The 24,433-nt window shown below is 64.1% G+C and carries 21 protein-coding genes and 1 tRNA gene; 7 read left to right on the plus strand and 15 right to left on the minus strand.

What is annotated here, in order from left to right:
* Positions 1–11: 11 nt before the first annotated feature.
* Positions 12–1,403 carry an AmpG family muropeptide MFS transporter gene (locus QYH69_RS18365; RefSeq protein ID WP_308833252.1) on the plus strand — a complete coding sequence of 464 codons (1,392 nt, stop codon included), beginning with the start codon at positions 12–14 and terminating at the stop codon, positions 1,401–1,403.
* Between the two features lie 104 nt (positions 1,404–1,507).
* Complete coding sequence (locus QYH69_RS18370; protein ID WP_374992448.1) at positions 1,508–2,794, plus strand: M48 family metallopeptidase; 1,287 nt, start codon at positions 1,508–1,510, stop codon at positions 2,792–2,794.
* A gap of 48 nt (positions 2,795–2,842) precedes the next feature.
* On the opposite strand, the gene QYH69_RS18375 is transcribed toward QYH69_RS18370, so the two are convergent.
* From QYH69_RS18375 to gatC, 5 genes are all read right to left on the minus strand, one after another.
* Positions 2,843–3,622, minus strand: coding sequence for an exodeoxyribonuclease III (locus QYH69_RS18375; RefSeq protein ID WP_308833254.1), 780 nt, complete (start codon positions 3,620–3,622; stop codon positions 2,843–2,845).
* Positions 3,623–3,698: 76 nt separating this feature from the next.
* Positions 3,699–4,538 carry a PPK2 family polyphosphate kinase gene (locus QYH69_RS18380; RefSeq protein ID WP_308833255.1) on the minus strand — a complete coding sequence of 280 codons (840 nt, stop codon included), beginning with the start codon at positions 4,536–4,538 and terminating at the stop codon, positions 3,699–3,701.
* A gap of 169 nt (positions 4,539–4,707) precedes the next feature.
* Positions 4,708–6,183 (minus strand): Asp-tRNA(Asn)/Glu-tRNA(Gln) amidotransferase subunit GatB, encoded by a 1,476-nt coding sequence (gatB, locus tag QYH69_RS18385; protein WP_308833256.1) that lies wholly within the window; start codon positions 6,181–6,183, stop codon positions 4,708–4,710.
* Positions 6,184–6,185: 2 nt separating this feature from the next.
* Entirely contained in the window at positions 6,186–7,688 is a 1,503-nt protein-coding gene (gatA, locus tag QYH69_RS18390) for an Asp-tRNA(Asn)/Glu-tRNA(Gln) amidotransferase subunit GatA (protein ID WP_308833257.1), read from the minus strand.
* A 22-nt stretch (positions 7,689–7,710) separates the two neighbouring features.
* Positions 7,711–8,010 (minus strand): Asp-tRNA(Asn)/Glu-tRNA(Gln) amidotransferase subunit GatC, encoded by a 300-nt coding sequence (gene gatC, locus QYH69_RS18395; protein WP_308833258.1) that lies wholly within the window; start codon positions 8,008–8,010, stop codon positions 7,711–7,713.
* A 470-nt stretch (positions 8,011–8,480) separates the two neighbouring features.
* On the opposite strand from gatC, the gene QYH69_RS18400 reads away from it, so the two are divergent.
* The 5 genes from QYH69_RS18400 (at position 8,481) to rodA (ending at position 14,840) form a co-directional block, all read left to right on the plus strand.
* Positions 8,481–9,524: a rod shape-determining protein gene (locus QYH69_RS18400; protein WP_017772379.1), complete on the plus strand. Its 1,044-nt coding sequence runs from the start codon at positions 8,481–8,483 to the stop codon at positions 9,522–9,524.
* 146 nt (positions 9,525–9,670) lie between these two features.
* Positions 9,671–10,768: a rod shape-determining protein MreC gene (mreC, locus tag QYH69_RS18405; protein ID WP_308833259.1), complete on the plus strand. Its 1,098-nt coding sequence runs from the start codon at positions 9,671–9,673 to the stop codon at positions 10,766–10,768.
* Positions 10,765–11,277: a rod shape-determining protein MreD gene (gene mreD / locus QYH69_RS18410; RefSeq protein ID WP_219798327.1), complete on the plus strand. Its 513-nt coding sequence runs from the start codon at positions 10,765–10,767 to the stop codon at positions 11,275–11,277. Before mreC ends, mreD begins: the two co-directional genes overlap by 4 nt.
* Before the next feature lie 42 nt (positions 11,278–11,319).
* Positions 11,320–13,680 (plus strand): penicillin-binding protein 2, encoded by a 2,361-nt coding sequence (gene mrdA, locus QYH69_RS18415; protein WP_308833260.1) that lies wholly within the window; start codon positions 11,320–11,322, stop codon positions 13,678–13,680.
* An 11-nt stretch (positions 13,681–13,691) separates the two neighbouring features.
* Positions 13,692–14,840: a rod shape-determining protein RodA gene (gene rodA / locus QYH69_RS18420; RefSeq protein WP_308833261.1), complete on the plus strand. Its 1,149-nt coding sequence runs from the start codon at positions 13,692–13,694 to the stop codon at positions 14,838–14,840.
* A gap of 13 nt (positions 14,841–14,853) precedes the next feature.
* Here rodA and QYH69_RS18425 read toward each other — a convergent pair whose 3' ends face one another.
* The 10 genes from QYH69_RS18425 to rsmB all read right to left on the minus strand — a co-directional run bounded on the left by QYH69_RS18425 (position 14,854) and on the right by rsmB (position 24,172).
* Positions 14,854–15,609, minus strand: a complete 756-nt coding sequence (locus QYH69_RS18425; protein ID WP_308833262.1) for a tetratricopeptide repeat protein — start codon at positions 15,607–15,609, stop codon at positions 14,854–14,856.
* Entirely contained in the window at positions 15,606–16,388 is a 783-nt protein-coding gene (locus QYH69_RS18430) for an aldolase/citrate lyase family protein (protein WP_308833263.1), read from the minus strand. Before QYH69_RS18430 ends, QYH69_RS18425 begins: the two co-directional genes overlap by 4 nt.
* 287 nt (positions 16,389–16,675) lie before the next feature.
* Positions 16,676–17,122 carry a 6-carboxytetrahydropterin synthase QueD gene (gene queD, locus QYH69_RS18435; protein WP_308833264.1) on the minus strand — a complete coding sequence of 149 codons (447 nt, stop codon included), beginning with the start codon at positions 17,120–17,122 and terminating at the stop codon, positions 16,676–16,678.
* Between the two features lie 5 nt (positions 17,123–17,127).
* A complete protein-coding gene (queE, locus tag QYH69_RS18440) occupies positions 17,128–17,760 on the minus strand; it encodes a 7-carboxy-7-deazaguanine synthase (protein WP_308833265.1) in 633 nt (210 codons plus the stop codon).
* Between the two features lie 49 nt (positions 17,761–17,809).
* Positions 17,810–18,541 carry a 7-cyano-7-deazaguanine synthase QueC gene (queC, locus tag QYH69_RS18445; RefSeq protein WP_308833266.1) on the minus strand — a complete coding sequence of 244 codons (732 nt, stop codon included), beginning with the start codon at positions 18,539–18,541 and terminating at the stop codon, positions 17,810–17,812.
* Between the two features lie 349 nt (positions 18,542–18,890).
* Positions 18,891–18,966, minus strand: a tRNA-Phe gene (locus tag QYH69_RS18450).
* 64 nt (positions 18,967–19,030) lie between these two features.
* On the minus strand, positions 19,031–19,723 hold the full coding sequence (esaR, locus tag QYH69_RS18455) for a response regulator transcription factor EsaR (RefSeq protein ID WP_308833267.1): 693 nt from the start codon (positions 19,721–19,723) through the stop codon (positions 19,031–19,033).
* Entirely contained in the window at positions 19,724–22,168 is a 2,445-nt protein-coding gene (locus tag QYH69_RS18460) for a PAS domain-containing sensor histidine kinase (protein WP_308833268.1), read from the minus strand. It abuts the gene before it with no gap.
* Positions 22,158–22,748: a DUF4390 domain-containing protein gene (locus QYH69_RS18465; protein ID WP_308833269.1), complete on the minus strand. Its 591-nt coding sequence runs from the start codon at positions 22,746–22,748 to the stop codon at positions 22,158–22,160. Before QYH69_RS18465 ends, QYH69_RS18460 begins: the two co-directional genes overlap by 11 nt.
* Complete coding sequence (gene rsmB / locus QYH69_RS18470) at positions 22,745–24,172, minus strand: 16S rRNA (cytosine(967)-C(5))-methyltransferase RsmB (protein WP_308833271.1); 1,428 nt, start codon at positions 24,170–24,172, stop codon at positions 22,745–22,747. The genes QYH69_RS18465 and rsmB overlap by 4 nt, the downstream gene beginning before the upstream one ends.
* Between the last annotated feature and the right edge of the window lie 261 nt (positions 24,173–24,433).

The following is a 24,433-nucleotide window of genomic DNA, read 5'->3' on the forward strand; positions in this document are numbered from 1 at the left end:
GCCATCCGCTCATGTCGAACCCGCCACACGAGGCGCCCGCACTAAACGCTCACGAAGAACATCCCGGCTGGCGCGCGTTCCTGAACACGCGCATGCTGATCTGCGTCTTTCTCGGCTTTACGTCGGGTCTGCCGCTTTTCACGCTCGTCTATCTGGTGCAGGCCTGGCTGCGCTCCGAAGGCGTCAATCTGAAGGAAATCGGCCTCTTTGCGCTGATCCAGTTTCCCTATACGTGGAAATTCGTCTGGGCGCCGCTGATGGACCGCTTCATCCCGCGTCTGCCTGGCTGGCGACCGGGGCGGCGGCGCGGCTGGATGCTCGTCACGCAGATTCTCGTGGCCGGTGCGATTGCCTCGCTCGGCATCGTGTCGCCGCGCGATTCGATCTGGACCGTCGCCGCGCTGACTGCGCTCGTTGCGTTCTTCGGCGCGAGCCAGGACATCGTGATCGACGCGTACCGGCGCGAACTGCTGCACGACACCGAACAGGGGCTCGGCAACGCCGTGCATGTGAACGCCTACAAGATCGCGGCGCTCGTGCCCGGGTCGCTTGCGCTGATTCTGTCGGACCATTTGCCGTGGGCGACCGTGTTTGCATTCACCGCGGCATTCATGCTGCCGGGCATGATCATGACGCTCGTCGTGCGCGAGCCCGAAGTGCACGGCGCGCCGCCGAAGAACCTGCGCGAGGCGATCGTCGAGCCGTTCCGCGAGTTCATTCTGCGCGACGGCTGGATCGGCGCGCTGTTCGTGCTCGGCTTTATCTTTCTTTATAAACTCGGCGACGTGATGGCGACCACGCTGTCCACTTCGTTCTTCCTCGACATCGGTTTCTCGCGCACCGAAATCGGCGTGATCGCAAAGACGACCGCCTTCGGCGCAAGCCTCGCGGGCGGCATTATCGGCGGCATCTGGCTCATGAAGATCGGCATCGGCCGCGGGCTGTGGATCTTCGGATTCCTACAGATGGTGTCGACGCTCGGCTTTGCGTGGCTTGCGCAGTTCGGCCACGGCGGCCCCGATGCACCCACTTATCATCTCGCGGCGTCGATCAGCCATACTGTGACGCAGTTGATGTCGTGGCTTGGGGCCAACTGGAGCGTGCAACTCGATCCGAAGCTCTTTGCGCTCGCCATCGTCTACGGGTTCGAAACTTTCGCGACAGGGCTGACGCTCGCGGCATTCACCGCGTATATCGCGAGCACCACGGACCCACGCTATACGGCCACGCAGTTCGCGCTTTTCACGAGCCTCGCCTCGGTGCCGCGCACACTCGCGTCGGCCGCAAGCGGTTACGTCGTCGCGCAGTTCGGCTGGTTCCATTACTTCATTGCATGCACGCTTCTCGCCGTGCCCGGTATGCTACTTTTGTTCCGGATTGCGCCGTGGAGGAGACCGTCGTGACGGAAAAGGTTCGGCGATGCGTGAGGGGCCGACTGGATCGGCTGGATGGGCTGCAAGGATGGTTGAAGCCCTGGACTGACGCGCGCCGGAGCCGTTTTCGTCTGATGCATCGGGCGCGTTTGCTGCTCGCGCTCGTGTGCGCTGGCGCCTTTGCGGTATCGACGGGTGCGGTCGCGGCGGAAGCGGGCGGTGCGGGTTCCGCCGCCGGCGCGGGTGCGAGTTCGGGCGCCGGCGCGGCGCCTGCCAATGTTGCTCCGAATGCGGCGTCGCCAGGCAATCCGGCAGCCGGCGCCGCGGGCGGATCGACGTCGAATGCGACTTCAGCGTCGCCCACCGCGAAGCCCGCGAATGCGCCGAACAATCCCTCCGCAAATGCCGCGGGCAACGCGACGGGTAACGCTTCGAATGCCGCGCCCGCGAATGCATCGAACGGCGCTGCTACCGGGGCGGCAGGCGGCGCTAACACTCCCGCCCCACCGAAGTCCGAAGCCGCTGCAGCGTCCTCAGGCGCTGCGGCGCCCGCGAGCGCCGCTTCGGCCGCAGCGGCGTCCGGCGCGCTCGCCATGTCGACGCCCTTCCAGCCGAGCCAGCAACTGCGCTATGGCAATTTCGCGGCATTTCGCAATCTGATTCCATCGTCGATGCTCGAAGGCCAGGCCGCCGACGAGTTCAATGAGATCGTGCGCGGCGCCAATCACGCGCATCGCCTGTATCCGCCGACCGACCCGCGCGTGGAACGCGTCCGCACGATCACCGACAAGCTCATCCCCTATTCGCTCAAGTGGAGCGACCGCACGAAACACTGGAAGTGGGACATCGCGGTGATCCGCTCGCCCGATATCCGGATGTACTGTCTGCCGGGTGGCAAGCTCGTCGTGTATGGCGGGATGCTCGATCGCGTCAAACTCAACGACAACGAGCTCGCCATGCTGATCGGCCATGAAATCGCGCACGCGCTGCGCGAGCATGCGCGCGAACGGCTTGGCGAGCAGCAGGCCGCGCAACTGGGCTCGGGCCCGATTCCGCAGCTGTTCGGACTCGCGGATCTCGGCGAGTCGCCGCTTGGCATCGGCTCGCAACTGCTCGAGATGAAATACGAACGCGCCGACGAAACCGAAGCGGATGTGATCGGCAGCGAGATCGCGTCGCGTAGCGGATACGATCCGCGTGCAGCCGTCACGCTGTGGGACAAGCTCGCCGTCGCGACACGCAACAACCGCGACCAGGGCTTTATCTATGTACACCCGTACACGACCGCACGGCGCCAGGACATCGTGAAACGGCTGTCCGACATGCTGCCGCTGTACGCGAAGGCGATCGGCAAGACCGTCGATACGTTGCCGGAGTACCAGGGCGTCGGCCGTTCGCGGCGGACCGCGGCGCGCGATTGACAAGCCCCCGCGCCCGGTGCGGAACCACGCGCGCGCACGCGCCCATCGTCAGCTCGCGAGCGTGTGATCGTAGTCGATCGTCAGCGGCGCATGATCGCTGAACTTGATGTCGCGGAAAATATCGACGCGCTTCGCCTTCGACGCAATGCCCGGCGTCGCGATCTGATAATCGATGCGCCACCCGACGTTCTTCGCATACGCCTGTCCGCGATTGCTCCACCATGTGTACTGCTCGGGCCGCTGGTCGAGCGTGCGAAACACGTCGACGTAGCCGACTTCGTCGAAGAGCTTCGAGAGCCACGCGCGCTCTTCGGGCAGGCAGCCCGAGTTCTTCTGGTTGCTCTTCCAGTTCTTGATGTCGATCTCTTTGTGCACGATATTCACGTCGCCGCACAAAATCACTTCGCGCTCTTTGCGCAGCGCCGCGAGATGCGGCATGAAGAGGTCCATGAAGCGGTACTTCGCCTGCTGCCGGTCTTCGCCGCTCGACCCGGACGGCACATAGACGGACACCACGGATAGCTTGCCGAACCGCAATTCGACGTAACGCCCCTCGGCGTCGAACTCTTCGCTGCCGAAGCCGATGACCACTTCGTCGGGCTTGTGCCGCGTATAGACGCCCGCGCCGCTGTAACCTTTCTTCACCGCATGCTGGAAATAACCGGTGAAATCGTGCGGCGCGAGAAACTCGGGCGTCATATCGTCCTGCGAGCATTTGATTTCCTGCACGCACAGCACGTCGGCGTTCTGCTCGCCAACCCAGTTGAAAAAGCCTTTGCTGGACGCAGAGCGGATGCCGTTCAGATTGGCCGTGATCACGCGCAACATGTCATTCCTTTATTGTCGATTCGATCGGTTGTTTTTCGTGCAGCAGCGACGCGAACGCCGCCGCGAAATTCGTCGCTCATTCGACTATCACGCCCTTCAACGATTCCTTCGCCGGCGGATATTCGAGCTTCAGCGACTCCATCATGCGCACCAGTAGCGCGGCGACCATCAAGTTGCGATGGGACTTCGAATTCGCGGGAATGATGTACCAGGGCGCGCAGTCGGTCGACGTCGCAGCGAGCGCGTCGCTATAGGCATCCTGATATTTGTCCCAGAGTTTGCGCGCATCGAGATCGGACAGCTCGAACTTCCAGTGCTTCGTCGGATCGTCGATGCGCGCCTGCAACCGTTCGCGCTGCTCCTCCTTCGAAATGTGCAGCATGCATTTGACGATCGTCGTGCCGCTGTCCGCGAGCATCGCTTCGAAGTCGCGGATATGGCGGTAACGGCGTTCGCGCTGCGCCTTGCTCAATTGCCCGAGCACGGTCGGCACGAGCACGTCTTCATAGTGACTGCGGTTGAAGATCGTCAGCTCGCCCGCCATCGGCGCCTGCGCGTGCACGCGCCAGAGAAAATCGTGGGCCGCTTCAGTGGGCGTCGGCGCCTTGAACGGCACGATGCGAAGCCCGAGCGGATCGACTTCATGGAACACTGCGCGAATCGTGCCGTCCTTGCCGCTCGTGTCCATGCCTTGCAGCACGAGCAGCACGCGGTGGCGGCGTTGCGCATGCAAACGCTCCTGTTGCGCGTCGAGCTTCGTGCCCAGCTCGAGCAGAGTCTCGCGATCGGACTCTTTCGTGCCGCTCGAGAATGGCTTCGTGCCCGGATCGAAATCGGATAGCTTGAACGCGCCGCTCTTCTTGCCTTCTTCGAAGAACGGTACGCGGAAATCGTCGAGTTCCGGTTTCTTTGCCATTGGGTCCGTCTCCTTCCTGATGTGACGATGCACGCTCAAATGCAAAAGGGCTGTTGTCCGGTCCTTTCGATCCGGCAACAGCCCATCATGACCGAAGCGCGCCCTTTGTGCAGTACATGCAGTACATGCAGCACACCGGCATTGGCGAAATCCCGCTGCTTCAGGCGCGTCAGGACAGCTTCTTCTTCAGCAGTTCGTTGACCTGCTGCGGATTTGCCTTGCCTTTGGTCGCCTTCATCGCCTGGCCGATCAGCGCGTTGAACGCCTTCTCCTTGCCCGCGCGATATTCGTCGACCGACTTCTGGTTTGCCGCGAGCACTTCGTCGATGATCGCTTCGAGCGCGCCGGTATCCGAAATCTGCTTCAGCCCCTTCGCTTCGATGATGCGATCGGCCGCGGCGTCGTCGGTCGCTTTCTCTTCCCAGATCGCAACGAAGATTTCCTTCGCGATCTTGTTCGAGATCGTGCCGTCGGCAATGCGCAGCAGGATCAGCGCGAGTTGAGCCGCGCTGACCGGGCTCGCATCGATGGCAAGGTCTTCGCGGTTCAGTTGCGACGATACTTCGCCCATCAGCCAGTTTGCCGCGACCTTCGCCTGCGTGGCGCCCGTTTTCGCGACCACCGCTTCGTAATACGCGGCCATCGCCTTGCTCGATGCGACCACGCCCGCGTCATAGCGCGTGAGTCCGTACTGCTCGACGAACCGCTGCTGCATCGCTTCGGGCAGCTCGGGCATCTCGCTCTTCACGCGCTCGATCCACGCGGATTCGATGACGAGCGGCATCAGGTCCGGATCGGGGAAATAGCGGTAGTCGTGCGCGTCTTCCTTCGAGCGCATCGAACGCGTTTCGCGCTTGTCCGGATCGTACAGACGCGTTTCCTGCACGACCGTGCCGCCGTCTTCGATCAGTTCGATCTGGCGACGCACTTCGTACTGGATCGCCTCTTCGAGGAAGCGGAACGAGTTCAGGTTCTTGATCTCGGCGCGCGTGCCGAATTCCTTCTGCCCGACCGGCCGCACCGATACGTTCGCGTCGCAGCGGAACGAGCCTTCCTGCATGTTGCCGTCGCAGATGCCGAGCCACACGACGAGACCATGCAGTGCCTTCGCATACGCGACCGCTTCGGCGGCGCTGCGCATTTCCGGCTCCGTAACGATTTCGAGAAGCGGCGTGCCGGCGCGATTCAGGTCGATGCCGGTCATGCCCGCGAAGTCTTCGTGCAGCGACTTGCCCGCGTCTTCTTCGAGGTGCGCGCGCGTCAGGTTGATCGTCTTTTCGTACGCGTCCTTGCCGGCCTTTTCATTGGCGGGCACCTGAATCGTGACCTTGCCGCCCTGCACGACCGGAATCTCGTACTGGCTGATCTGGTAGCCCTTCGGCAAATCCGGATAGAAGTAGTTCTTGCGCGCGAAGATGCTGCGCGGCGCGATCGTTGCGCCGATCGCGAGGCCGAAGCGGATCGCGCGCTCGACTGCGCCGCGGTTCGCGACCGGCAGCACACCGGGCAACGCGAGGTCGACGGGGCACGCTTGCGTGTTCGGTTCCGCGCCGAATTGCGTCGCGGCGCCCGAGAAAATCTTCGAGACCGTCGACAGTTGCGCGTGTGTCTCGAGACCGATTACGACTTCCCATTCTTTGCTCATGATCATGCTTCCGAGACTCCCGCCGGCGACTTGCGATGCCAGTCGGTCACGCGCTGGAACGCGTCCGCAACCTGCAGCATGCGTGCTTCGTTGAAATAGTTGCCGACAATCTGCAAGCCGACCGGCCGCTTCGCATTCGCGCCCGCGCCGAAGCCGCACGGCACGCTCATGCCGGGCAGACCCGCGAGGCTCACCGACAGCGTGTAGATATCGGCGAGATACATCTGCACCGGATCGTCGCCCTTCGCGCCGATATCCCACGCGACCGTCGGCGAAACTGGCCCCATGATCACGTCGCACTGCCTGAACGCCTCCTGGAAGTCTTGCGCGATGATGCGGCGGATTTTCTGCGCCTGCAGGTAGTACGCGTCGTAATAGCCGTGCGACAGCACATACGTGCCGACCAGAATGCGGCGCTTCACTTCGGGCCCGAAGCCTTCGGCGCGCGATTTCTTGTACATGTCGAGCAGATCGCGGTAGTCCGCTGCGCGATGCCCGTAGCGCACGCCGTCGAAACGCGACAGGTTCGACGAGGCTTCGGCCGGCGCGATCACGTAATAGACCGGAATCGACAGCTCGGTTTTCGGCAGCGAGACGCTGACGAGCGTCGCGCCGAGCGACTCGTAGGTCTTCAGCGCGGCGTCGATCGACGCGCGTACATCGTCGGCAAGACCGTCGCCGAAGTATTCCTTCGGCAAGCCGATGCGCAGGCCGGCGAGCGGCTTCTCATGACCGCTCGCGGCGCCTTGCCAGGCCTGTCCAACATAACGCGTGAAGTCTTCGTCGTCGCGCGTGAGACTCGTCGAATCGCGTTCGTCGAAACCGGCCATTGCGTTGAGCAGCAGCGCGCAATCGGCCGCGCTTTGCGCAAACGGACCGCCCTGGTCGAGCGAAGACGCGAACGCGATCATCCCGTAACGCGACACGCGGCCGTACGTCGGCTTGATGCCGGTGATGCCCGAAAACGACGCGGGCTGACGGATCGAGCCGCCGGTGTCCGTGCCCGTTGCAGCGGGCGCGAGGCGCGCGGCCACCGCCGCGGCCGAACCGCCCGACGAGCCGCCCGGCACCGCCGCCGTGTCCCACGGGTTGTGCACGGGACCGAAATGGGAGTTCTCATTGGACGAACCCATCGCGAACTCGTCCATATTCGTTTTTCCGACACACACCATGCCCGCGCGCGCCAGACGGTCGACGACCGTCGCGTCGAACGGGCTCGTGTAATTCTCGAGCATCTTCGAGCCGGCGGTCGCGCGCCAGCCGCGCGTGACGAATACGTCCTTGTGCGCGATCGGCAGGCCCGTCAGCGGGCCCGCATCGCCGCCTGCGAGGCGCGCGTCCGCGGCCTTCGCTTCTTCGAGCGTGCGCGCTTCGTCGACGTGGACGAACGCATTGAGGCTCTTGCTTGCCGCGATACGCTTCAGGTACAGGTCCGCGAGTTCGACCGCGGAGCATTGCTTCGCGGCGAGTGCGGCACGCAGTTCTGTCAGGCTTTTCTCATGCATTGCGGTGTTCCTGTACGGACAATTACTCGATAACCTTCGGCACCAGATACAGGCCGTCCTGCACCGCGGGCGCGACGCGCTGGAAGTCTTCGCGGCGTACCGTTTCGGTTACCGCGTCGGCGCGCAGACGCAACGCGACGTCTTCGATCTGCTCGATCGGGTGCGCAAGCGGCGCGACGCCGGCGGTGTCCACCGCCTGCATCTGCTCGACGAGACCGAAGAATTCATTGAGTTGCGCAAGCGTATGTTCGGCATCGGCATCGGCCAGTTCGAGTCGCGCAAGATGGGCGATGCGTTTCACATCGGTCAGGGTCAAAGCCATTGTTTCACCGGAATGGGACCCGGACTGCCGCAACGAGGAAAAACGATGCTGCGACAGCGGGTTAAATCATTGGAGCGGCCCGTCGAAAAAGGGCCGCGGGGCGGCAAAAAGTGCCGCTCGTTTCCTTCAAATCCAGCAAAATTATAAGGTATCATTACGCGTTCGACCCAAACCCGGACCGACTTACCAAGGCCTTTCTGGGCATGCGCTGAAGCAAAGCGCAGAAGTGAAGCTGAAACAGCCTTGTGATCAGTTCTCCGGCAGTTGCCGGTTCGTTGCACAGTAGATTCTCCAGCAGCTTCAGTTTTCCGCGTGATTTCCAGTGGTTTCCGTACGTCCGATGTCCCGCGTCTGTCGGCGTTCATGCGAAGCCCGGTTGTATCACCCCGAATGTGAAGCTGTTTAATTTTTCCGCTGCCGCCCTCCCGCATACGGTGCGAGGCCCGGCCCCAAGCGAGACAGGATTTTGAATGTTTGGTTTTTTGCGCAGCTATTTCTCCAACGATCTGGCCATTGACCTCGGCACCGCCAACACGCTGATCTACATGCGTGGCAAAGGCATCGTTCTCGACGAACCCTCCGTTGTCTCGATCCGCCAGGAAGGCGGACCGAACGGCAAGAAAACCATCCAGGCCGTCGGCCGCGAAGCGAAGCAGATGCTCGGCAAGGTGCCGGGCAACATCGAAGCGATCCGCCCGATGAAGGACGGCGTGATCGCCGACTTCACCGTCACCGAGCAGATGATCAAGCAGTTCATCAAGACTGCACACGAATCGCGGATGTTCTCGCCGTCGCCGCGCATCATCATCTGCGTGCCGTGCGGTTCGACCCAGGTCGAGCGCCGCGCGATCAAGGAAGCCGCGCACGGCGCGGGCGCCTCGCAGGTGTACCTGATCGAAGAACCGATGGCCGCCGCGATCGGCGCCGGCCTGCCGGTGTCGGAAGCCACGGGCTCGATGGTCGTCGATATCGGCGGCGGCACGACCGAAGTCGGCGTGATCTCGCTGGGCGGCATCGTCTACAAGGGCTCGGTGCGCGTCGGCGGCGACAAGTTCGATGAAGCGATCGTCAACTACATCCGCCGTAACTACGGCATGTTGATCGGCGAGCAGACGGCCGAAGCGATCAAGAAAGAAATCGGTTCCGCGTTCCCGGGCTCCGAAGTCAAGGAAATGGAAGTGAAGGGCCGTAACCTGTCGGAGGGCATCCCGCGCAGCTTCACGATCTCGAGCAACGAAATCCTCGAAGCCCTGACCGATCCGCTGAACCAGATCGTGTCGTCGGTGAAAATCGCACTCGAGCAAACGCCGCCGGAACTCGGCGCCGACATCGCGGAACGCGGCATGATGCTCACGGGCGGCGGCGCGCTGCTGCGCGATCTCGACCGTCTGCTCGCGGAAGAAACCGGCCTGCCGGTGCTCGTCGCCGAAGACCCGCTCACGTGCGTCGTGCGCGGGTCGGGTATGGCGCTCGAGCGCATGGACAAGCTCGGCAGCATCTTCTCTTACGAGTAAGCGGGTCGGCCTCCATGTCAGTGGCGCGGATCGTACGGCTGGCTTCCCCAGCCGCCGCGCGCTGGGTGCGCGACATTTTTCGCCGCACCACGCGCCCTGTCGTGCGTCAAAGTTTCATCTAACCGCTCACGTCCACGGCGCCGACCATGGAATACAGTCCGCCGCCCCTGTTCAAGCAAGGCCCGTCGGCGCTTGCACGGCTGATCTTTTTCGTCGTGCTCGCGCTCGCACTGCTGATTTCCGACGCGCGCTTCAGAACGCTCGAAATCGTTCGCGGCGTGCTCGGCGCGGGGCTTTATCCGCTGCAGCGCGCGGCCCTCGTGCCGCGCGACCTCTTCATGGGCGCGGCCGATCTCGCCGTGACGAGCGCCACGTTGCGCGCCGACAACGCGCAATTGCGCGCACGCAACTTGCGGCTTTCGCAGCAGGCCAACGAATCGGCCCAACTCGCGGCGGAAAACGCGCATCTGCGTGCGCTGCTGCAACTGTCGCAACGCTCGCCCATTCAGTCGACGCCCGCCGAAGTCCAGTACGACACGCGCGATCCGTTCACGCAAAAAGTCGTGATCGGCCGCGGCTCGCAGCAAAACATCCAGGACGGCTCGCCTGTCGTCAACGAAGATGGCGTGGTCGGTCAGGTCACGCGCGTATTCCCGATGCAGGCGGAAGTCACGCTGCTTACCGATAAAGACCAGGCCGTGCCCGTGCAGATCGTGCGTACCGGCTTGCGCAGCGTGATCTACGGCACGCCGAAGGGCGATACGCTCGATTTGCGCTTCGTGCCGATCAGCGCCGACGTGCTCGCGGGCGACGAACTCGTCACGAGCGGCCTCGATGGCGTCTATCCGCCGGGTCTGCCGGTCGCGAAGGTGGTGCGCGTCGACAAGCAGGCCGATACCGCGTTCGCGCATGTCGTCTGTCTGCCGATCGCGCAGGTGCGCGGTGCACGGCAACTGCTCGTGCTCCACTATCAGAACGACGTGCCGCCGCGGCCCGCCGACGAACCCGATGCGGCCAGCGCCGCAAAAGACGCGAAGAAGAAGGGCGCGAAGGCAACGGACAAGACGGCAGCGCCCGACAAGGACAAGGGCGGCGCGAAAGCCGACGACCGGGATGCGGCGGGCAGCGCGGCTCCGGGAGCGCCGGCGGCGGCAGAACCCACCACAAAGCCGGCGGCGAAATCGGCCGCAAAGCCGCAAGCGGCTCGAGAAACGCCGCAAACGGCTCGGGGGACCCGACAGTGAACCGTCCGCAATACATCCTGCAGCCGGTCAACCCGTACTTCATCGCGTTTAGCCTCGCGGCCGCGTTCCTGCTGAACATGATGCCGTGGGGGCGCCTCGCCGGGGTGCCCGACTTCGTCGCGCTCGTGCTGCTGTTCTGGAACGTGCATCAGCCGCGCAAGGTCGGCATGGGCATCGCATTCATGCTCGGCCTGCTGATGGACGTGCACAATGCAAGCCTGCTCGGCGAGCACGCGCTCGCTTATACGCTGCTGTCGTACGGTGCGATCACGATTCACCGCCGCGTGCTGTGGATGACGCTGCCCGTGCAGATTTTCGCGGTCATGCCGCTGCTCGTCGTCGCACAGGTCGTGCCGTTCGTGATCCGCCTGCTGACCGGCGCGGCGTTTCCAGGCTGGGGCTATCTGATCGACGGTTTCGTCGAAGCCGCGCTGTGGCCGCTCGCGAGCGTGCTGCTGCTGATGCCGCAGCGCCGTCCGGCCGATCCGGACGACACCCGGCCTATCTGATGTCGAGGCCGCCGGCATGAACCGGAGCCGACGCAAAACCGCATGACCGAATTCAAAGACACCCAGCAGCAACTGAACAGGTTCCGTTTGCGCGTCGCCGCGGCGGGGCTGTTCGTGTTCGTCTGCTTCGGGCTGATCGCGTTCCGCTTCCTGTTCCTGCAGGTCTGGCACTACAGCAAGTATTCGCTGCAAGCGGACGAAAACCGCATCTCGGTCGCGCCGATCGTGCCGAATCGCGGCATCATCACCGATCGCAACGGCGTCGTGCTCGCGAAGAACTATTCGGCGTACACGCTCGAAATCACGCCGTCGAAGCTCAACGACACGCTCGAAAACGTCATCGACAAGCTCTCGACCGTGATCGCGATCGATGCGCGCGACCGGCGCCGCTTCAAGAAGCTGCAGGAAGACTCGAAGAACTTCGAAAGCCTGCCGATCCGCACGCGTTTGACCGATGACGAAGTCGCGCGCTTCACCGCGCAGCGCTTCCGCTTCCCCGGCGTCGAAGTGCGCGCGCGCCTGTTCCGCCAATATCCGCTCGGGCCGACGGCCGCGCACGTGATCGGCTATATCGGCCGCATTTCTCAGCGCGACCAGGAACGCATCGACGACATTTCCGACCAGAACGATAGCGACCCCGATCACTACGATCCGCGCCTCGACGCGAACAACTACAAGGGCACGGACTACATCGGCAAGATCGGCGTCGAACAGAGCTACGAAACCGAGCTGCACGGCCTGACCGGCTTCGAGGAAGTCGAGGTCACGGCGGGCGGGCGGCCCGTGCGCACACTGTCGCGCACGCAGGCGACGCCGGGCAACAACCTCGTGCTGTCGATCGATATCGGCTTGCAGCAGGTCGCCGAGCAGGCGTTCGCGGGCAAGCGCGGCGCGCTCGTCGCGATCGAACCGTCGACCGGCGACGTGCTCGCCTTCGTGTCCGCGCCGAGCTTCGACCCGAATTCGTTTGTCGACGGCATCGACCAGCAGACGTGGGACGAGCTCAACAATTCGCCCGATCACCCGCTGCTGAACCGGCCGCTGCACGGCACGTATCCGCCGGGCTCGACCTACAAGCCGTTCATGGCGCTCGCCGCGCTGACGCTGCACAAGCGCACGCCGCAATGGGGCTTCCAGGATCCGGGCTCGTACACGTTCGGCGGCCACACGTTCCGCAACGACGTGCCGCAGGGTCAGGGCTGGATCGACATGAACCGCGCGATCATGGTGTCGAACGACACGTACTTCTATATGCTTGCGCACGACCTCGGCGTGAACGCGATCGCTAATTTCATGAGGCCGTGGGGCTTCGGCCAGATTACCGGCATCGATATCGCCGGCGAGGCGCGCGGCATCCTGCCGTCGACCGAATGGAAACGCAAGGCGTATCGCAAGCCCGAGCAGCAGAAGTGGTACGAAGGCGAGACGATCAGCCTCGGCATCGGCCAGGGCTACAACTCGTTCACGATCTTGCAGCTCGCGCACGCGACCGCAACGCTCGCCAACAACGGCGTGCTGATGAAGCCGCACCTCGTGAAGGAAATCGAAAATCCGATCTCGCATCAGATGCGGCTGACCGTGCCGCGCGACGAAGGACGCATCAACGTCTCGCAGACCGACATCGACGTGGTCAAGCGCGGCATGGAAAACGTCACGTCGAATCCGTCGGGCACCGCGTATCAGGTGTTCCGCAACTCGACGTATCTCGTCGCGGGCAAGACCGGCACTGCGCAGGTGTTTTCGCTGCAGGGGCAGAAGTACCGCGGTCATGCGCTCGCCGAGAAACTGCGCGACCACGCGCTCTTTATCGCGTTCGCGCCGGCGGAAAACCCGAAGATCGCGGTCGCCGTGATCGTCGAAAACGGCGGTTGGGGCGCGCAGGCGGCCGGCCCGATTGCGAAGCGCGTGCTCGACTATTATCTGATCGACCGGCTCAAGCCCGGCGCTCAGGAAGCAGCGGTGAGCGCGGCGGCATCGGCAACCGAAGGGGCATCGGAGCCGGTGATCGGCGACGCGGCATCGGCACCGGCGCCGGCCCTGGCTCCGTTTGGCGCAAGCGCGACCGATGCCGTGCAGCCGGTGACCATCGCGGCCGGTTATACGCCGTTGCCGCCGCCGCCTGGCGCCGCGAAGACGGCTTCCGCGCCGGCAGCGGCATCGGACGCGCAGGCGGCGAGCGAAGCGGTGGGCGCGTCGGCCGTCGCGCCTCGAGCGCCTGCAGGCGCTTCGGGTGCGCGCGCAGCCGCCGCGGCCTCCGTCCCGGCCAGGACCTCGCGTCCCACCGGCCCGCATCGGCGGCGTCCGGCCAGCGACGCCGTACCGGCCGCCGTGGCGCCATCGCGTGAAGAAGGCGCATCGCCCGCGCCTACGCCCGCGCGCGCTAGCGGCGGCATCGACGAATAAAGGAGAGAGGCATGCAATTCGACAAGCGCGCCTGGCTCGATCGCATCAAGAAAATGTTCGCGGGCTTCGACAAGCCGCTCGCGCTGATCGTGTTCCTGCTGCTGTGCGTCGGCATCGTCACGCTGTACAGCGCGAGCCTCGACGTGCCCGGACGTGTCGAGGATCAACTGCGCAACATCATGCTGACGTTCGTGCTGATGTGGATTCTCGCGAACGTGCCGCCGAATACGCTGATGCGCTTCGCGGTGCCGGCCTATACGTTTGGCGTCGCGTTGCTGATCGCGGTCGCGCTATTCGGGCTCACGCGCAAGGGGGCGAAGCGCTGGATCAACGTCGGCGTCGTGATCCAGCCGTCCGAGATTCTGAAGATCGCGACGCCGCTGATGCTCGCGTGGTACTACCAGCGGCGCGAAGGCGTGATGCGCTGGTATGACTACCTCGTCGGGCTCGTGATTCTCGCCATACCGGTCGGGCTGATCGCGAAGCAGCCCGATCTCGGCACTGCCGTGCTCGTCTTCGCGTCGGGCCTGTTCGTCATCTATTTTGCGGGCCTGAGCTTCAGGCTGATCGTGCCGGTGCTGATCGCCGGCGTGATCGCGGTCGCGTCGATCGCGACGTTTCAGGACAAGATTTGCCAGCCTGACGTGCAGTGGCCGTTGATGCACGACTATCAGAAACACCGTATCTGCACGCTGCTCGACCCGACATCCGACCCGCTCGGCAAGGGCTTCCACACGATTCAGGCGGTCATCGCGATCGGTTCGGGCGGACCGCTCGGCAAAGGCTGGCTGAAGGGCACGCAGGCGCACCTCGAGTTCATCCCGGAAAAGCACACGGACTTTATCTTCGCGGTGTACGCCGAGGAATTCGGCCTCGCGGGCGGGCTCGTGCTGCTCACGCTTTATATGGCGCTGATCGCGCGCGGGCTCTTTATCGCGGCGAACGGTGCGACGCTGTTCGGTCGCTTGCTGGCCGGCTCGTTGACGATGGCGTTCTTCACGTACGCCTTCGTCAACATCGGCATGGTGAGCGGGATTCTGCCCGTGGTCGGCGTGCCGCTGCCGTTCATGAGCTATGGCGGCACCGCGCTGACGACGCTCGGCGTCGCGATCGGGCTGATCATGAGCGTATCGCGGCAGAAGCGCTTGATGCAGAGCTAGGCGCGCGGGGCGCTTACTGCGGCTTCGCTTCGTGCGACTCGCGCAACTGCGTGCTCAGTTGCTGGTACTTGAGCCGCGCCGCCGGGTCGCCCTGCGCCGCCGCGGCCGCATAGTATGCGCGCGCGACGTTCAGGTTCTGCTTGACGCCGTCGCCGCCGCGTTCATAGAACGAGCCCGTCACATATTGCGCGGTCATGTCGCCGCCTTCGGCCGCCTTCTTGTACCAGACGAACGCCTGCTGGTTGTCGCGCGTCGTGCCGCGGCCGTCGAGAAACTGGTTGGCCAGCGCGAGTTCCGCCTGGACATGCCCTTGCTTCGCGGCCTTCATGAACCACTGATGCGCTTCCGCGGGATCGCGGCCCACGAATTCGCCGTCGTCGTACATCTTGCCGTACACGTATTGCGCATGCGACATGTTCGCGTCCGCGGCCTTGCGCAGCCACTTCTTCCCTTCGTCGACATTGGCCGGGCCGCCTTCGCCGTTCAGCAGCATCATCGCGTAGTTGAATTCGGCGAGACGGTTGCCGCGCTGCGCGGCCTTGCGGAATTCGGCAAGCGCCGAGGTCAGATTGCCGGCGTTGTAGTCGGCGACCGCGGTCTGCGTTTCCGCTTCCGCGGCGGGCTTCTGACTGAACGCCTGGGCGTCGGCCGCGCGTGCACCGCTTGCCGTCAGGCCAGTCGCTGCTGCGAGCGCCACCGACACGCTCAGCGCAAACAGGGCACCGGTACGCGACGCTGCGCGCGCCCCGTGCGGCGAAATCTTCTTCATGACCTGACCTCCTGCAACGACTGCCGCGTCACGCGCAACAGCCACATCACGTCCGCGGCGAGCGAGATAAAGCGAAAGCCCGCCTCGCGAGACTGCCGCGCATTGACGACGTCCATCGCGAAGATGCCTGCGGCGATATGTGCATTCTTCGCAACTTGCACGATATGTGCCATTGCTTCCTGAACTTCCGGATGCTTCGAATCGCCAAGGTGTCCGAGGCTTGCCGCGAGATCGGCCGGCCCGACGAACAGGCAATCGATGCCCGGCACCGCCGCAATCTGCTCGACCTGCGCAAGCGCGCGCGCCGATTCGATCTGAACGATCGTCGCGATCTGCGCGTTCGCATTCTGCAGATAATCGCGGCGCATGCCATAAGCGGCCGCGCGCACCGCGCCGGCCACGCCGCGCAACCCGTCCGGCGATTCCGCCGTCGGATAATGCGTGAGCCGCACCGCGTACGCGGCTTCTTCGGCGGATTCGATATTCGGGAACATCAGCGTGCGCGCGCCCGCATCGAGCACGCGCTTGACGAGCCACGGCTCGGCCGCCGGCACGCGCACGACCGGCTCGCTCGGCAAGTGCGCAGCGGCGATCGCGCGCAACTGGTCGGTGACGTCGACGCTATCGTTCGGCGAATGCTCCATGTCGATCAGCAGCCAGTCGAAGCCGGCATGCGCAAGCGCTTCGGCAGCGCTCGCGCTGCCTAGCGACAGCCACAGTCCATACAACGGATCGGGGTCCTTGAGGCGCAGTTTGAGCGGATTCGTAAACGTGCTCATGAGCGCGTCTCCACGCGGCACGTTGCGCCGCAAGATGGTCGGGAAACGGCGCCGGGAAGGCGCGAGCGGCGTGCGTCGCGTTGCGTCTGCTGCGCGACGAAGGGTTCTGCGGACAGCGCGATGGTGGGCGTCGTGGCGGCCGGCATGGTCTCGCTCCGGTGGCTACTGCAACGTGATGGCATTTAATGAGGCGCACATGATGAAGCGTACGTCCCCGGCACGTGGCTAGCACGTGCCGGCACGATCATACCGTGACAATAACGCTTGTATCGGCTACGAAGCGCACGCTATTCGCGTACGAAATCGGCCCAGCAATTCGGCGTTTCGTACAGGCGTACGCGCTGCAGCCGCAGGTTCACGCCGTAGTGCGCATCGTAGACGTTCGCGAGTATGCCGAACGCAACCGCCGCAAGATTTTCGACGGTCGGAATGCGGTCGAGCACGACCGTCTTGTGGCCCGGCATCGAATCGAGAAAGCGGCGCAGTTGCGTGTCGCCTTCGTAGACGATGAACGCGTGGTCCCACTTTTCGACGAGATGCTCCATCGCGAGCGACTTCACGTCGGCGAAATCCATCACCATGCCGCGGTCCGGCGCGCCTTCCGTTTCGACCAGATCGCCCTGCAGCGTGATCTCGAGCACATAGCGGTGCCCATGCAGATTTCGGCACTGGCTGCGATGGTCGGGAATGCGGTGGCCCGCGTCGAATTCGAGTTTTCGGGTAATGGTCAGCACGGCGATCAGGGGATGTTCAGGTACTTATGGGTTTGCATCGACAGACGCCAGCGCGGATGGCGCTTGCACCAGTCGATGGCGAGCTTCGTATTGATATCGCGCGACGGGCCGTCCATCGGCTGGACGAGGAAGTGATCGAAGTCGAGCTTCTCGTAGTCGGACAGACGCTGATTATCCTGCGGGATCACCACCTTGAGCTCGTTGCCCTTCGTCACGACGAGCGGCGCATCGGCCTTCGGACTCACGCAGATCCAGTCGATCGTATCGAGCACCGGCAGCGAGCCGTTGGTTTCGATCGCGATCTCGAAACCGGCCGCATGCAATGCATCGACGAACGGCTGATCGATCTGCAGCATCGGCTCGCCGCCCGTGCAGACGACGAAGCGCTGGCCTTCGCCTTCCGGCCACAGCGACGCGATCATCGCGACGAGTTCGCCGGCGCTGCGATACTTGCCGCCGTTTTCGCCATCGGTGCCGACGAAGTCGGTGTCGCAGAAGCGGCAGACCGCATCGGCGCGGTCTTCTTCGCGGCCCGACCACAGATTGCAGCCGGCGAACCGGCAGAACACGGCCGGGCGCCCGGCGTTCGCGCCCTCGCCTTGCAACGTGTAGAAGATTTCCTTGACCGCGTACGTCATGCTGGTTCTGCCTGATGCGCTCTAATGAATGTTGCCGCCGAAGCCCCGCTCACACCGGCTCGCTGACCTGTTCGCCCGCGAGATACGCCTCGTATCCGCGCTTGCGCAAACGGCATGCGGGGCATTCGCCGCAACCGAAGCCCCAGTCGTGCAGTTGCGCGCGCTCGCCGACGTAACACGTATGCGTCTCGACGCGAATCAGTTCGACGAGCGCGTCGCCGCCGAGCTCATGCGCAAGACGCCACGTATCGGCCTTGTCGAGCCACATCAACGGCGTCTCGACGACGAAGCGGCTGTCCATGCCGAGATTCAGCGCAGCCTGCAGCGCCTTCATCGTATCGTCGCGGCAATCGGGGTAACCGGAGAAATCGGTCTCGCACATGCCGCCCACGAGCACCTGCAGACCGCGCCGATACGCGATCGCCGCGGCAATCGTCATGAACATCAGATTGCGGCCCGGCACGAACGTGTTCGGCAATCCGCTCGCGGCCGTTTCGATTTCGATTGCACGCGTCATCGCGGTATCGCTGATCGAGCCGAGCACCGACAGATCGACCAGATGATCGCGGCCGAGCCGCGCGCCCCACTGCGGGAATGCGCCGGCAATCGCCGTGCGAAACGCGTCGCGGCATTCGAGTTCGACGCGGTGACGCTGTCCGTAATCGAAGCCGAGCGTTTCGACCGTTTCATAACGGTCGAGCGCCCAGGCAAGGCACGTGGCCGAATCCTGGCCGCCGGAAAACAGCACCAGCGCGCTGCGCTTCGCGTGTCGACGGGTCACCGTGTTACTCCGTGAGGGCTCAAATGATCAACTTCGGCCTGACTCGTACCAGCGGGGCGCCGGCTCAAGCAGTATAGGCAAGGGCCCGCTGCGTGGAGCAGGCCTGCCCGATGGCAACGATCGGCCGACGATCGCTGCACTGAGCCCCGCATCAAAACAAAAAAGGACTTGCGACCGGACAGTGCAAGTCCTTGAATATTTGAAATTTTATCATGCGGCACCGTGCACTGCCGACGGTGCCAGGCCCGGCGGCGGGCATGGCCTTGGCGTACGAAAAGTCACGCGACGCCGCAAGGAGCGGCAGATAGAACAAGCCCCAGGAATCTTGCGATGTCCTGGGGCCGAATTCTGGTGGCCTGGGGCGGAATCGAACCACCGACACGCGGATTTTCAATCCGCTGCTCTACCAACTGAGCTACCGGGCCAACGAAGAAGCGAGAGTATAACAAAGCATGCCGTACGCCTCAAGCCCCCTCCCTGAATTTGCCGTCATTCGCTTTTGTTCTTGCCGAGGTCGACGCCGAGCTGCTTGAGCTTGCGGTAGAGGTGGGTGCGTTCGAGCCCGGTCTTTTCGGCAACACGCGTCATGCTGCCGTTCTCGCGCGCGAGGTGGTACTCGAAGTACGCGCGCTCGAACGCATCGCGTGCGTCGCGCAGCGGGATGTCGAACGAGATCGACGTGGTCTGCTGCGCAGGCAATGTGCCGCCGCCGGCGTTATCGGCCGCAAGCATCGGCAATGCTGCAGCCGACGCCACCGCCGATGCATTCGCGGGCAATGCGGGCTTCGCCGCGGCACCGCCTGGCGCTGGCGCCGCGCTGCCGCGCGCAAGCCCCTGTTCGACGGCCTTGAGCAGCTTCTGCAGCGCAATCGGCTTTTCGAGGAAGTTCAGCGCGCCGATCTTCGTCGCTTCGACCGCGGTGTCGATCGTCGCGTGGCCCGACATCATGATGACGGGCATCGTCAGTTGCCCTTGCGCGGCCCACTCTTTCAGCAAGGTGACGCCGTCGGTATCGGGCATCCAGATGTCGAGCAGTACCAGGTCAGGCGCCTGGCGTAAGCGGGATTCGCGCGCGTCCTGCGCGTTCTCCGCGGTTTCGACAACATGCCCTTCGTCGCTGAGGATCTCCGAGAGCAATTCCCGGATGCCCATTTCATCATCTACCACCAGGATGGTTGCCATTTACGCTGCCCTTGTCTGCACTGTTGCTTTTGTCGTTCCCTGCGACGCGCCGTTGCGCGCCGTCTGCGATCCGGCTGCAGGTCCCGCATGGGTTCCATCGCCGGGCGCCGCATTGTCCGCGAGTTGAAGGAAGAGAATCGAGATCTGCGCGCCTTCGATCACATCGCCCGCTTTGAGGCGGTTACGAATGTCGATACGCGCGCCGTGTTCGTCGACGATCTTCTTGACCATCGCCAGGCCAAGCCCTGTTCCTTTGGCTTTGGTCGTCACATAAGGTTCGAACGCACGCGTGAGGATGCGCGCGGGAAAGCCGGGTCCATTGTCCGATACAGTGAGGCGCACGGCGATGCGTGTTTTACCGTCCGCATCGGGATCGCCATATTCTACTGTCCGCGTCTCGAGCACCACGCGCGGATGCGGTGCTTCCGATACCGCATCCTGCGCATTCTGCAGCAGGTTGTGGATCACCTGGCGAAGTTGCGTCGCGTCGCCGCGGATCACGGGCAATTCGCCCATCTCGACGGCGATCGCACTCTTGCCTTCCTCGATGCCGTACAGCGTCAGCACTTCGCTTACGAGTTCATTAAGCTGCAAATTGGCGAGCACCGCGGGCGGCGTGCGCGCATAGTCGCGGAAATTGTCGACCATCTGCTTCATCGCCGCGACCTGATTGACGATGGTCGTCGCGCCGCGTTTCAGCACATCGGCATCGTGCGGCGCGAGCTTGTCGGCGAGCTTCATCTGCAAGCGCTCGGCGGAGAGCTGGATGGGCGTGAGCGGATTCTTGATCTCGTGCGCGAGGCGCCGTGCGACTTCGCCCCATGCGATCGAACGCTGCGCGGAGATCACATCGGAGATATCGTCGAACACGACGACGTAGCCGGCCGTCTGCCGGTCTTCCGCCTCGTCGGCCGCTGACGCACTCGCGGACAACAGCCGCGCGCCTCGCACGAGCAGCGTCAGCGGGTCCGATTCGCCGGGCACCTGCATCGAGAATTGCTGCTGCCAGTGGCCGTCGTCATGCTCGTTGTCACTGCTTGCCGCCTCGCGGTCGGCAAACGCCTTGCGGATCATCGCGCCGAATTCGCTCAATACGGCGATCCGGTCGAGCGGCGAACCGAGCACCGTCGCGAACGGCTGACGGAAGATGCGCTCGGCGCCGCGGTTCGCGGTGGTGAGCCTGAACTGCCGGTCGAACACGAACACGCCCGCGGTCAGGTTCGCGAGAATGCTCTCGAGATAGGTCTTCGAATGCTCGAGCGCAATGCGGTTGTTTTCGACGGCCGCGCGCGCTTCCGAAAGCTGCCGCGTCATCGCATTGAACGACTGCGTGAGAAAGCCCAGTTCGTCACGCGACTTGATTTCGCGCTTCGGCGTGTAGTCGCCTTCGGTCACCTCTTTCGTGCCCTGCGCAAGCAGGAACAGCGGGCGCGCGAGCTGGTTGCCGAGCGCGAGCGCAAGCATCATCGCGATAAACGTAGCGAGGAACAGCGCGAGCGTCAGCGTGCCGATGTACATCTTGCGCAAGCCGGTACGCCCGAGCGACTTTTCCTGATATTCGCGATACGCGCGCTGCACTGCGTCGGCATTGCGCGCGAGCGACGCCGACACCGGTTGGGTGAGCTGCAGGAAGCGGTCGGTCGGTTGCAGCTGCGTCGCGTTGGCGTCGGGAATGCGCTGCACGATGCGCAGGCGCAGCACGCCCTTGCTGCCCTGCGCGCGCGGATCGCCGTCCACTTCGCCTTCGATCGCCGCAAAGCCGCGGCCGCGCGCCTGTTCGATCATCAGCGGCGTGGGCAGGTCGGTCGGCACGAGCGATGCGTAATTGCCGGTGGCCTGCGCCACCACGTGCATCTCCGGCGATGCGCCCGACATGCTGCGCACGGGCTCGACGATCGTCGCGTCCTGCACGCCGAACTGATCGCGCAGACGCAAGAGCGTGAGCGTCGTACCGGCCGAGTCCGCATTCGCGAGCTGCTCGGCCATGAGCCGCCCCTTCGTCTGCAAATCGGACAGCGACGCATCGAGCATGCCGCGGCCGAGGCTCAGGCCCGACGTCAGCGCGGTTTCCACGTTCACGTCGAACCACGATTCGATACTGCGCGACACGAACTGATACGACACGATGTAAATGATGCCGCCCGGCACCACGCCGACGAGCGCAAAGAAGAACGCGAGCTTCGCGAGCAGCCGCGTGCCGAACTTGCCCTTGCGCAAGCGCGTGACGATCACGACGACGAGCACCGCCACGATGCCCATGAAGATCAACGCGACCGCGATATTGGCCGTGTAGAGCCACTGGTAATAGCGGTCGAAGAATTCGGTATTCGCGCTCGCGGCTGCAAGCAGCACGAGCAGCAGGACGGCCGTGACCGCCACCGTCGACACCAGCAAACGAACGACGATGCTGCTGACACTGGTGGCGCGGCGCACTCTATTTAGCACGATCGCTCACCGTGAAGGTAAAACGCTTCCAGTCGGAAGCAAGATTCCAGTCGCGGTTATTCACCGCGTCGATCTGGAACGGCTTGGGCATCAGTGCGATATCGAGCTGCATGCGCACCGATGCGGTGTACGTCTCCCCGGTGTGAACCTGATTGCGATCGATCACATGCCATGACGTCACATGCTTGATCACCGACAGCGCCTCGTTCAGCGAGCTGAAACCGAGCTGCAGGCCGCCTGTCGACACGCGGTATTCGCGCGTGAGCGGCTGGAACGACAGGCGAATGCTCTGCGACACGCTGACCGGCTGCTCGTCGAACCAGTACCAGCGCGGACGGCTCAGCTCGAAGTCGGTCGTGAAGTAGAGCGGAATGCCTTTATTGACCGCGTCCTCCAGGTTGCTGTTGAGCTCGAATTCGAATCGCGCATCGAGGCTCCATCCATTGCTGTCCGACTGCAGCGACGCGCGCTGCACCGCGATCGAATCGGCGCGCGCCGGCCCGGCTGCGGTCAGGCAAAGGGCCAGCGCCATCCAGAGCGCGACCGCGAGCCGTAGCGGAAATAGGCGTTTGATGATCACCGTTTCTGGAAGCGCGCGTAGAAAAATCCGTCGTGGTCTGGGTTCGCGCCGGTGGTCCCTCCGGCGCGAGAACCGGCCGACGTGTCGGCGGGCGCGCGAGCGACTGCGGGCAGCAGTTGCCCCGGCGCGTCCAATCGTACCGCATCCTGATGGTTGTTTCCAAACCACAGTGCCTGCAACTCGCCCTCATCGGGCAAGATCGAGCATGTGACATACAGCAACTCGCCGCCAGGTTTCACGAGCGGCCACAGCGCGGCAAGAATGCGCCGCTGCTCGGCGACGAGTGCGGCGATGTCGGCCGCGCGGCGCAGCCAGCGGATGTCGGGATGGCGGCGCACGATGCCCGATGCGGAGCACGGCACATCGGCCAGGATCCGGTCGAACAGCGGCTCGGCCGCGTCGTGCCACGCGGATGGGTTGCCTGCATCGCCGATGCGGATGTCCGCGCTGAGCCCTAGCCGCTGCAGGTTTTCGCCGATGCGTTGCGCGCGGAAACGGTCGCTTTCGAGCGCGACGAGGTCGATATCGGCAAGCTCGAGCAGGTGCCCAGTTTTACCGCCGGGCGCCGCACATGCGTCGAGCACGCGCATGCCGTTCTCGACGCCAAGCGATTGCGCGGCAAGTTGCGCACCGGCGTCCTGCACCGAGACGATGCCATCGCGAAAGCCGGGGATGCGGTCGACGTGCATCGGCGTATCGAACCGCACTGCTTGCGGGCCGATCTGCGTCGCGGCGATCTGGCGCTCGTGTAACGTTTGCACGTAGGCGCCGACGTTCGAGCGGCGCGCATTCACGCGCAACGTCAGCGGGCCTTGCGTGTTGCCCGCTTCGAGGATGACTTGCCATGTGTCGGGCCACGCTCTTCGCACGGCATCGATCCACCATGTCGGGTAGTTCCAGCGTGCGACTTCGTCGCGCTTCGACTCGGCCAGCAGCGCGCTGCGTTCACGCAGGAACGTGCGCAATACGGCGTTGGTGAGCCCCTTCGCAAATTCGAACTCGTGACGCGCACCGATCGCGCCGACGGCCTGGTCGACGACGGTGAAAGGCGTATAGGCCGCCGACTCTTCGTCGTCGACCAGCAGCGCGAATGCGCATGCGAGCAGATGCGCGACATGCGGGGGAGGCGGCTTGCGCACCAGCTTCGCGACGAGCCACTCGGCGAGCCCCAGACGCCGCATCGTTCGATACGCGATGTCCTGAACCGCGCCGTGCGATGCCGCAGCGCTCGCTTCGGGCAAGGATGCGAAGACCGTGCCGAGCGCCGCGGGCAACGCAGCGCCAAGACGCACTGCGCCGACCGCCTGCGCAGCACAGTCGAGCGCGAAACCGAGCGACTCGGGGGCAAGCGGCAGCGTGGAAAGGCGCGGCTCATGAGCGCGCGCTGCGGGTTGAGCGGCGCGCGGGGACGGCTTTCGGATCATGAACAGGGGCTGGGTAGCACGTGGCGTGCACGCGGTCTAAACGGCACATTGTAGCGTGGCACGGTCGGCGGACTGACCGCTGGCAGCGCATGTGTGCGCGATCAGCAACAGTGGTGCTGTGCGGCTTCGCTTGTGCTTGAGGGGCTGAAGGCGGGCTCGCGGGCGCCTGGGCTTGAGTTGACGGCAAGCGAGGCGGAGCCGGGCGCGGGCGCCAGTTGCAAATCGGGCGAGCTTTGGCGGGACTCGCGCGATGTCGTTCGC

The organism is Paraburkholderia sp. SARCC-3016, assembly GCF_031119615.1.
Lineage (GTDB): Bacteria > Pseudomonadota > Gammaproteobacteria > Burkholderiales > Burkholderiaceae > Paraburkholderia.

Bases quoted from the DNA above. Each gene is read 5' to 3' on its own strand.
- QYH69_RS18365 (WP_308833252.1), top strand. From the start codon at position 12: ATGTCGAACCCGCCACACGAGGCGCCCGCACTAAACGCTCACGAAGAA.
- QYH69_RS18370 (WP_374992448.1), top strand. From the start codon at position 1,508: ATGCATCGGGCGCGTTTGCTGCTCGCGCTCGTGTGCGCTGGCGCCTTT.
- QYH69_RS18375 (WP_308833254.1), bottom strand. From the start codon at position 3,622: ATGTTGCGCGTGATCACGGCCAATCTGAACGGCATCCGCTCTGCGTCC.
- QYH69_RS18380 (WP_308833255.1), bottom strand. From the start codon at position 4,538: ATGGCAAAGAAACCGGAACTCGACGATTTCCGCGTACCGTTCTTCGAA.
- gatB (WP_308833256.1), bottom strand. From the start codon at position 6,183: ATGAGCAAAGAATGGGAAGTCGTAATCGGTCTCGAGACACACGCGCAA.
- gatA (WP_308833257.1), bottom strand. From the start codon at position 7,688: ATGCATGAGAAAAGCCTGACAGAACTGCGTGCCGCACTCGCCGCGAAG.
- gatC (WP_308833258.1), bottom strand. From the start codon at position 8,010: ATGGCTTTGACCCTGACCGATGTGAAACGCATCGCCCATCTTGCGCGA.
- QYH69_RS18400 (WP_017772379.1), top strand. From the start codon at position 8,481: ATGTTTGGTTTTTTGCGCAGCTATTTCTCCAACGATCTGGCCATTGAC.
- mreC (WP_308833259.1), top strand. From the start codon at position 9,671: ATGGAATACAGTCCGCCGCCCCTGTTCAAGCAAGGCCCGTCGGCGCTT.
- mrdA (WP_308833260.1), top strand. From the start codon at position 11,320: ATGACCGAATTCAAAGACACCCAGCAGCAACTGAACAGGTTCCGTTTG.
- rodA (WP_308833261.1), top strand. From the start codon at position 13,692: ATGCAATTCGACAAGCGCGCCTGGCTCGATCGCATCAAGAAAATGTTC.
- QYH69_RS18425 (WP_308833262.1), bottom strand. From the start codon at position 15,609: ATGAAGAAGATTTCGCCGCACGGGGCGCGCGCAGCGTCGCGTACCGGT.
- QYH69_RS18430 (WP_308833263.1), bottom strand. From the start codon at position 16,388: ATGAGCACGTTTACGAATCCGCTCAAACTGCGCCTCAAGGACCCCGAT.
- queE (WP_308833265.1), bottom strand. From the start codon at position 17,760: ATGACGTACGCGGTCAAGGAAATCTTCTACACGTTGCAAGGCGAGGGC.
- esaR (WP_308833267.1), bottom strand. From the start codon at position 19,723: ATGGCAACCATCCTGGTGGTAGATGATGAAATGGGCATCCGGGAATTG.
- rsmB (WP_308833271.1), bottom strand. From the start codon at position 24,172: ATGATCCGAAAGCCGTCCCCGCGCGCCGCTCAACCCGCAGCGCGCGCT.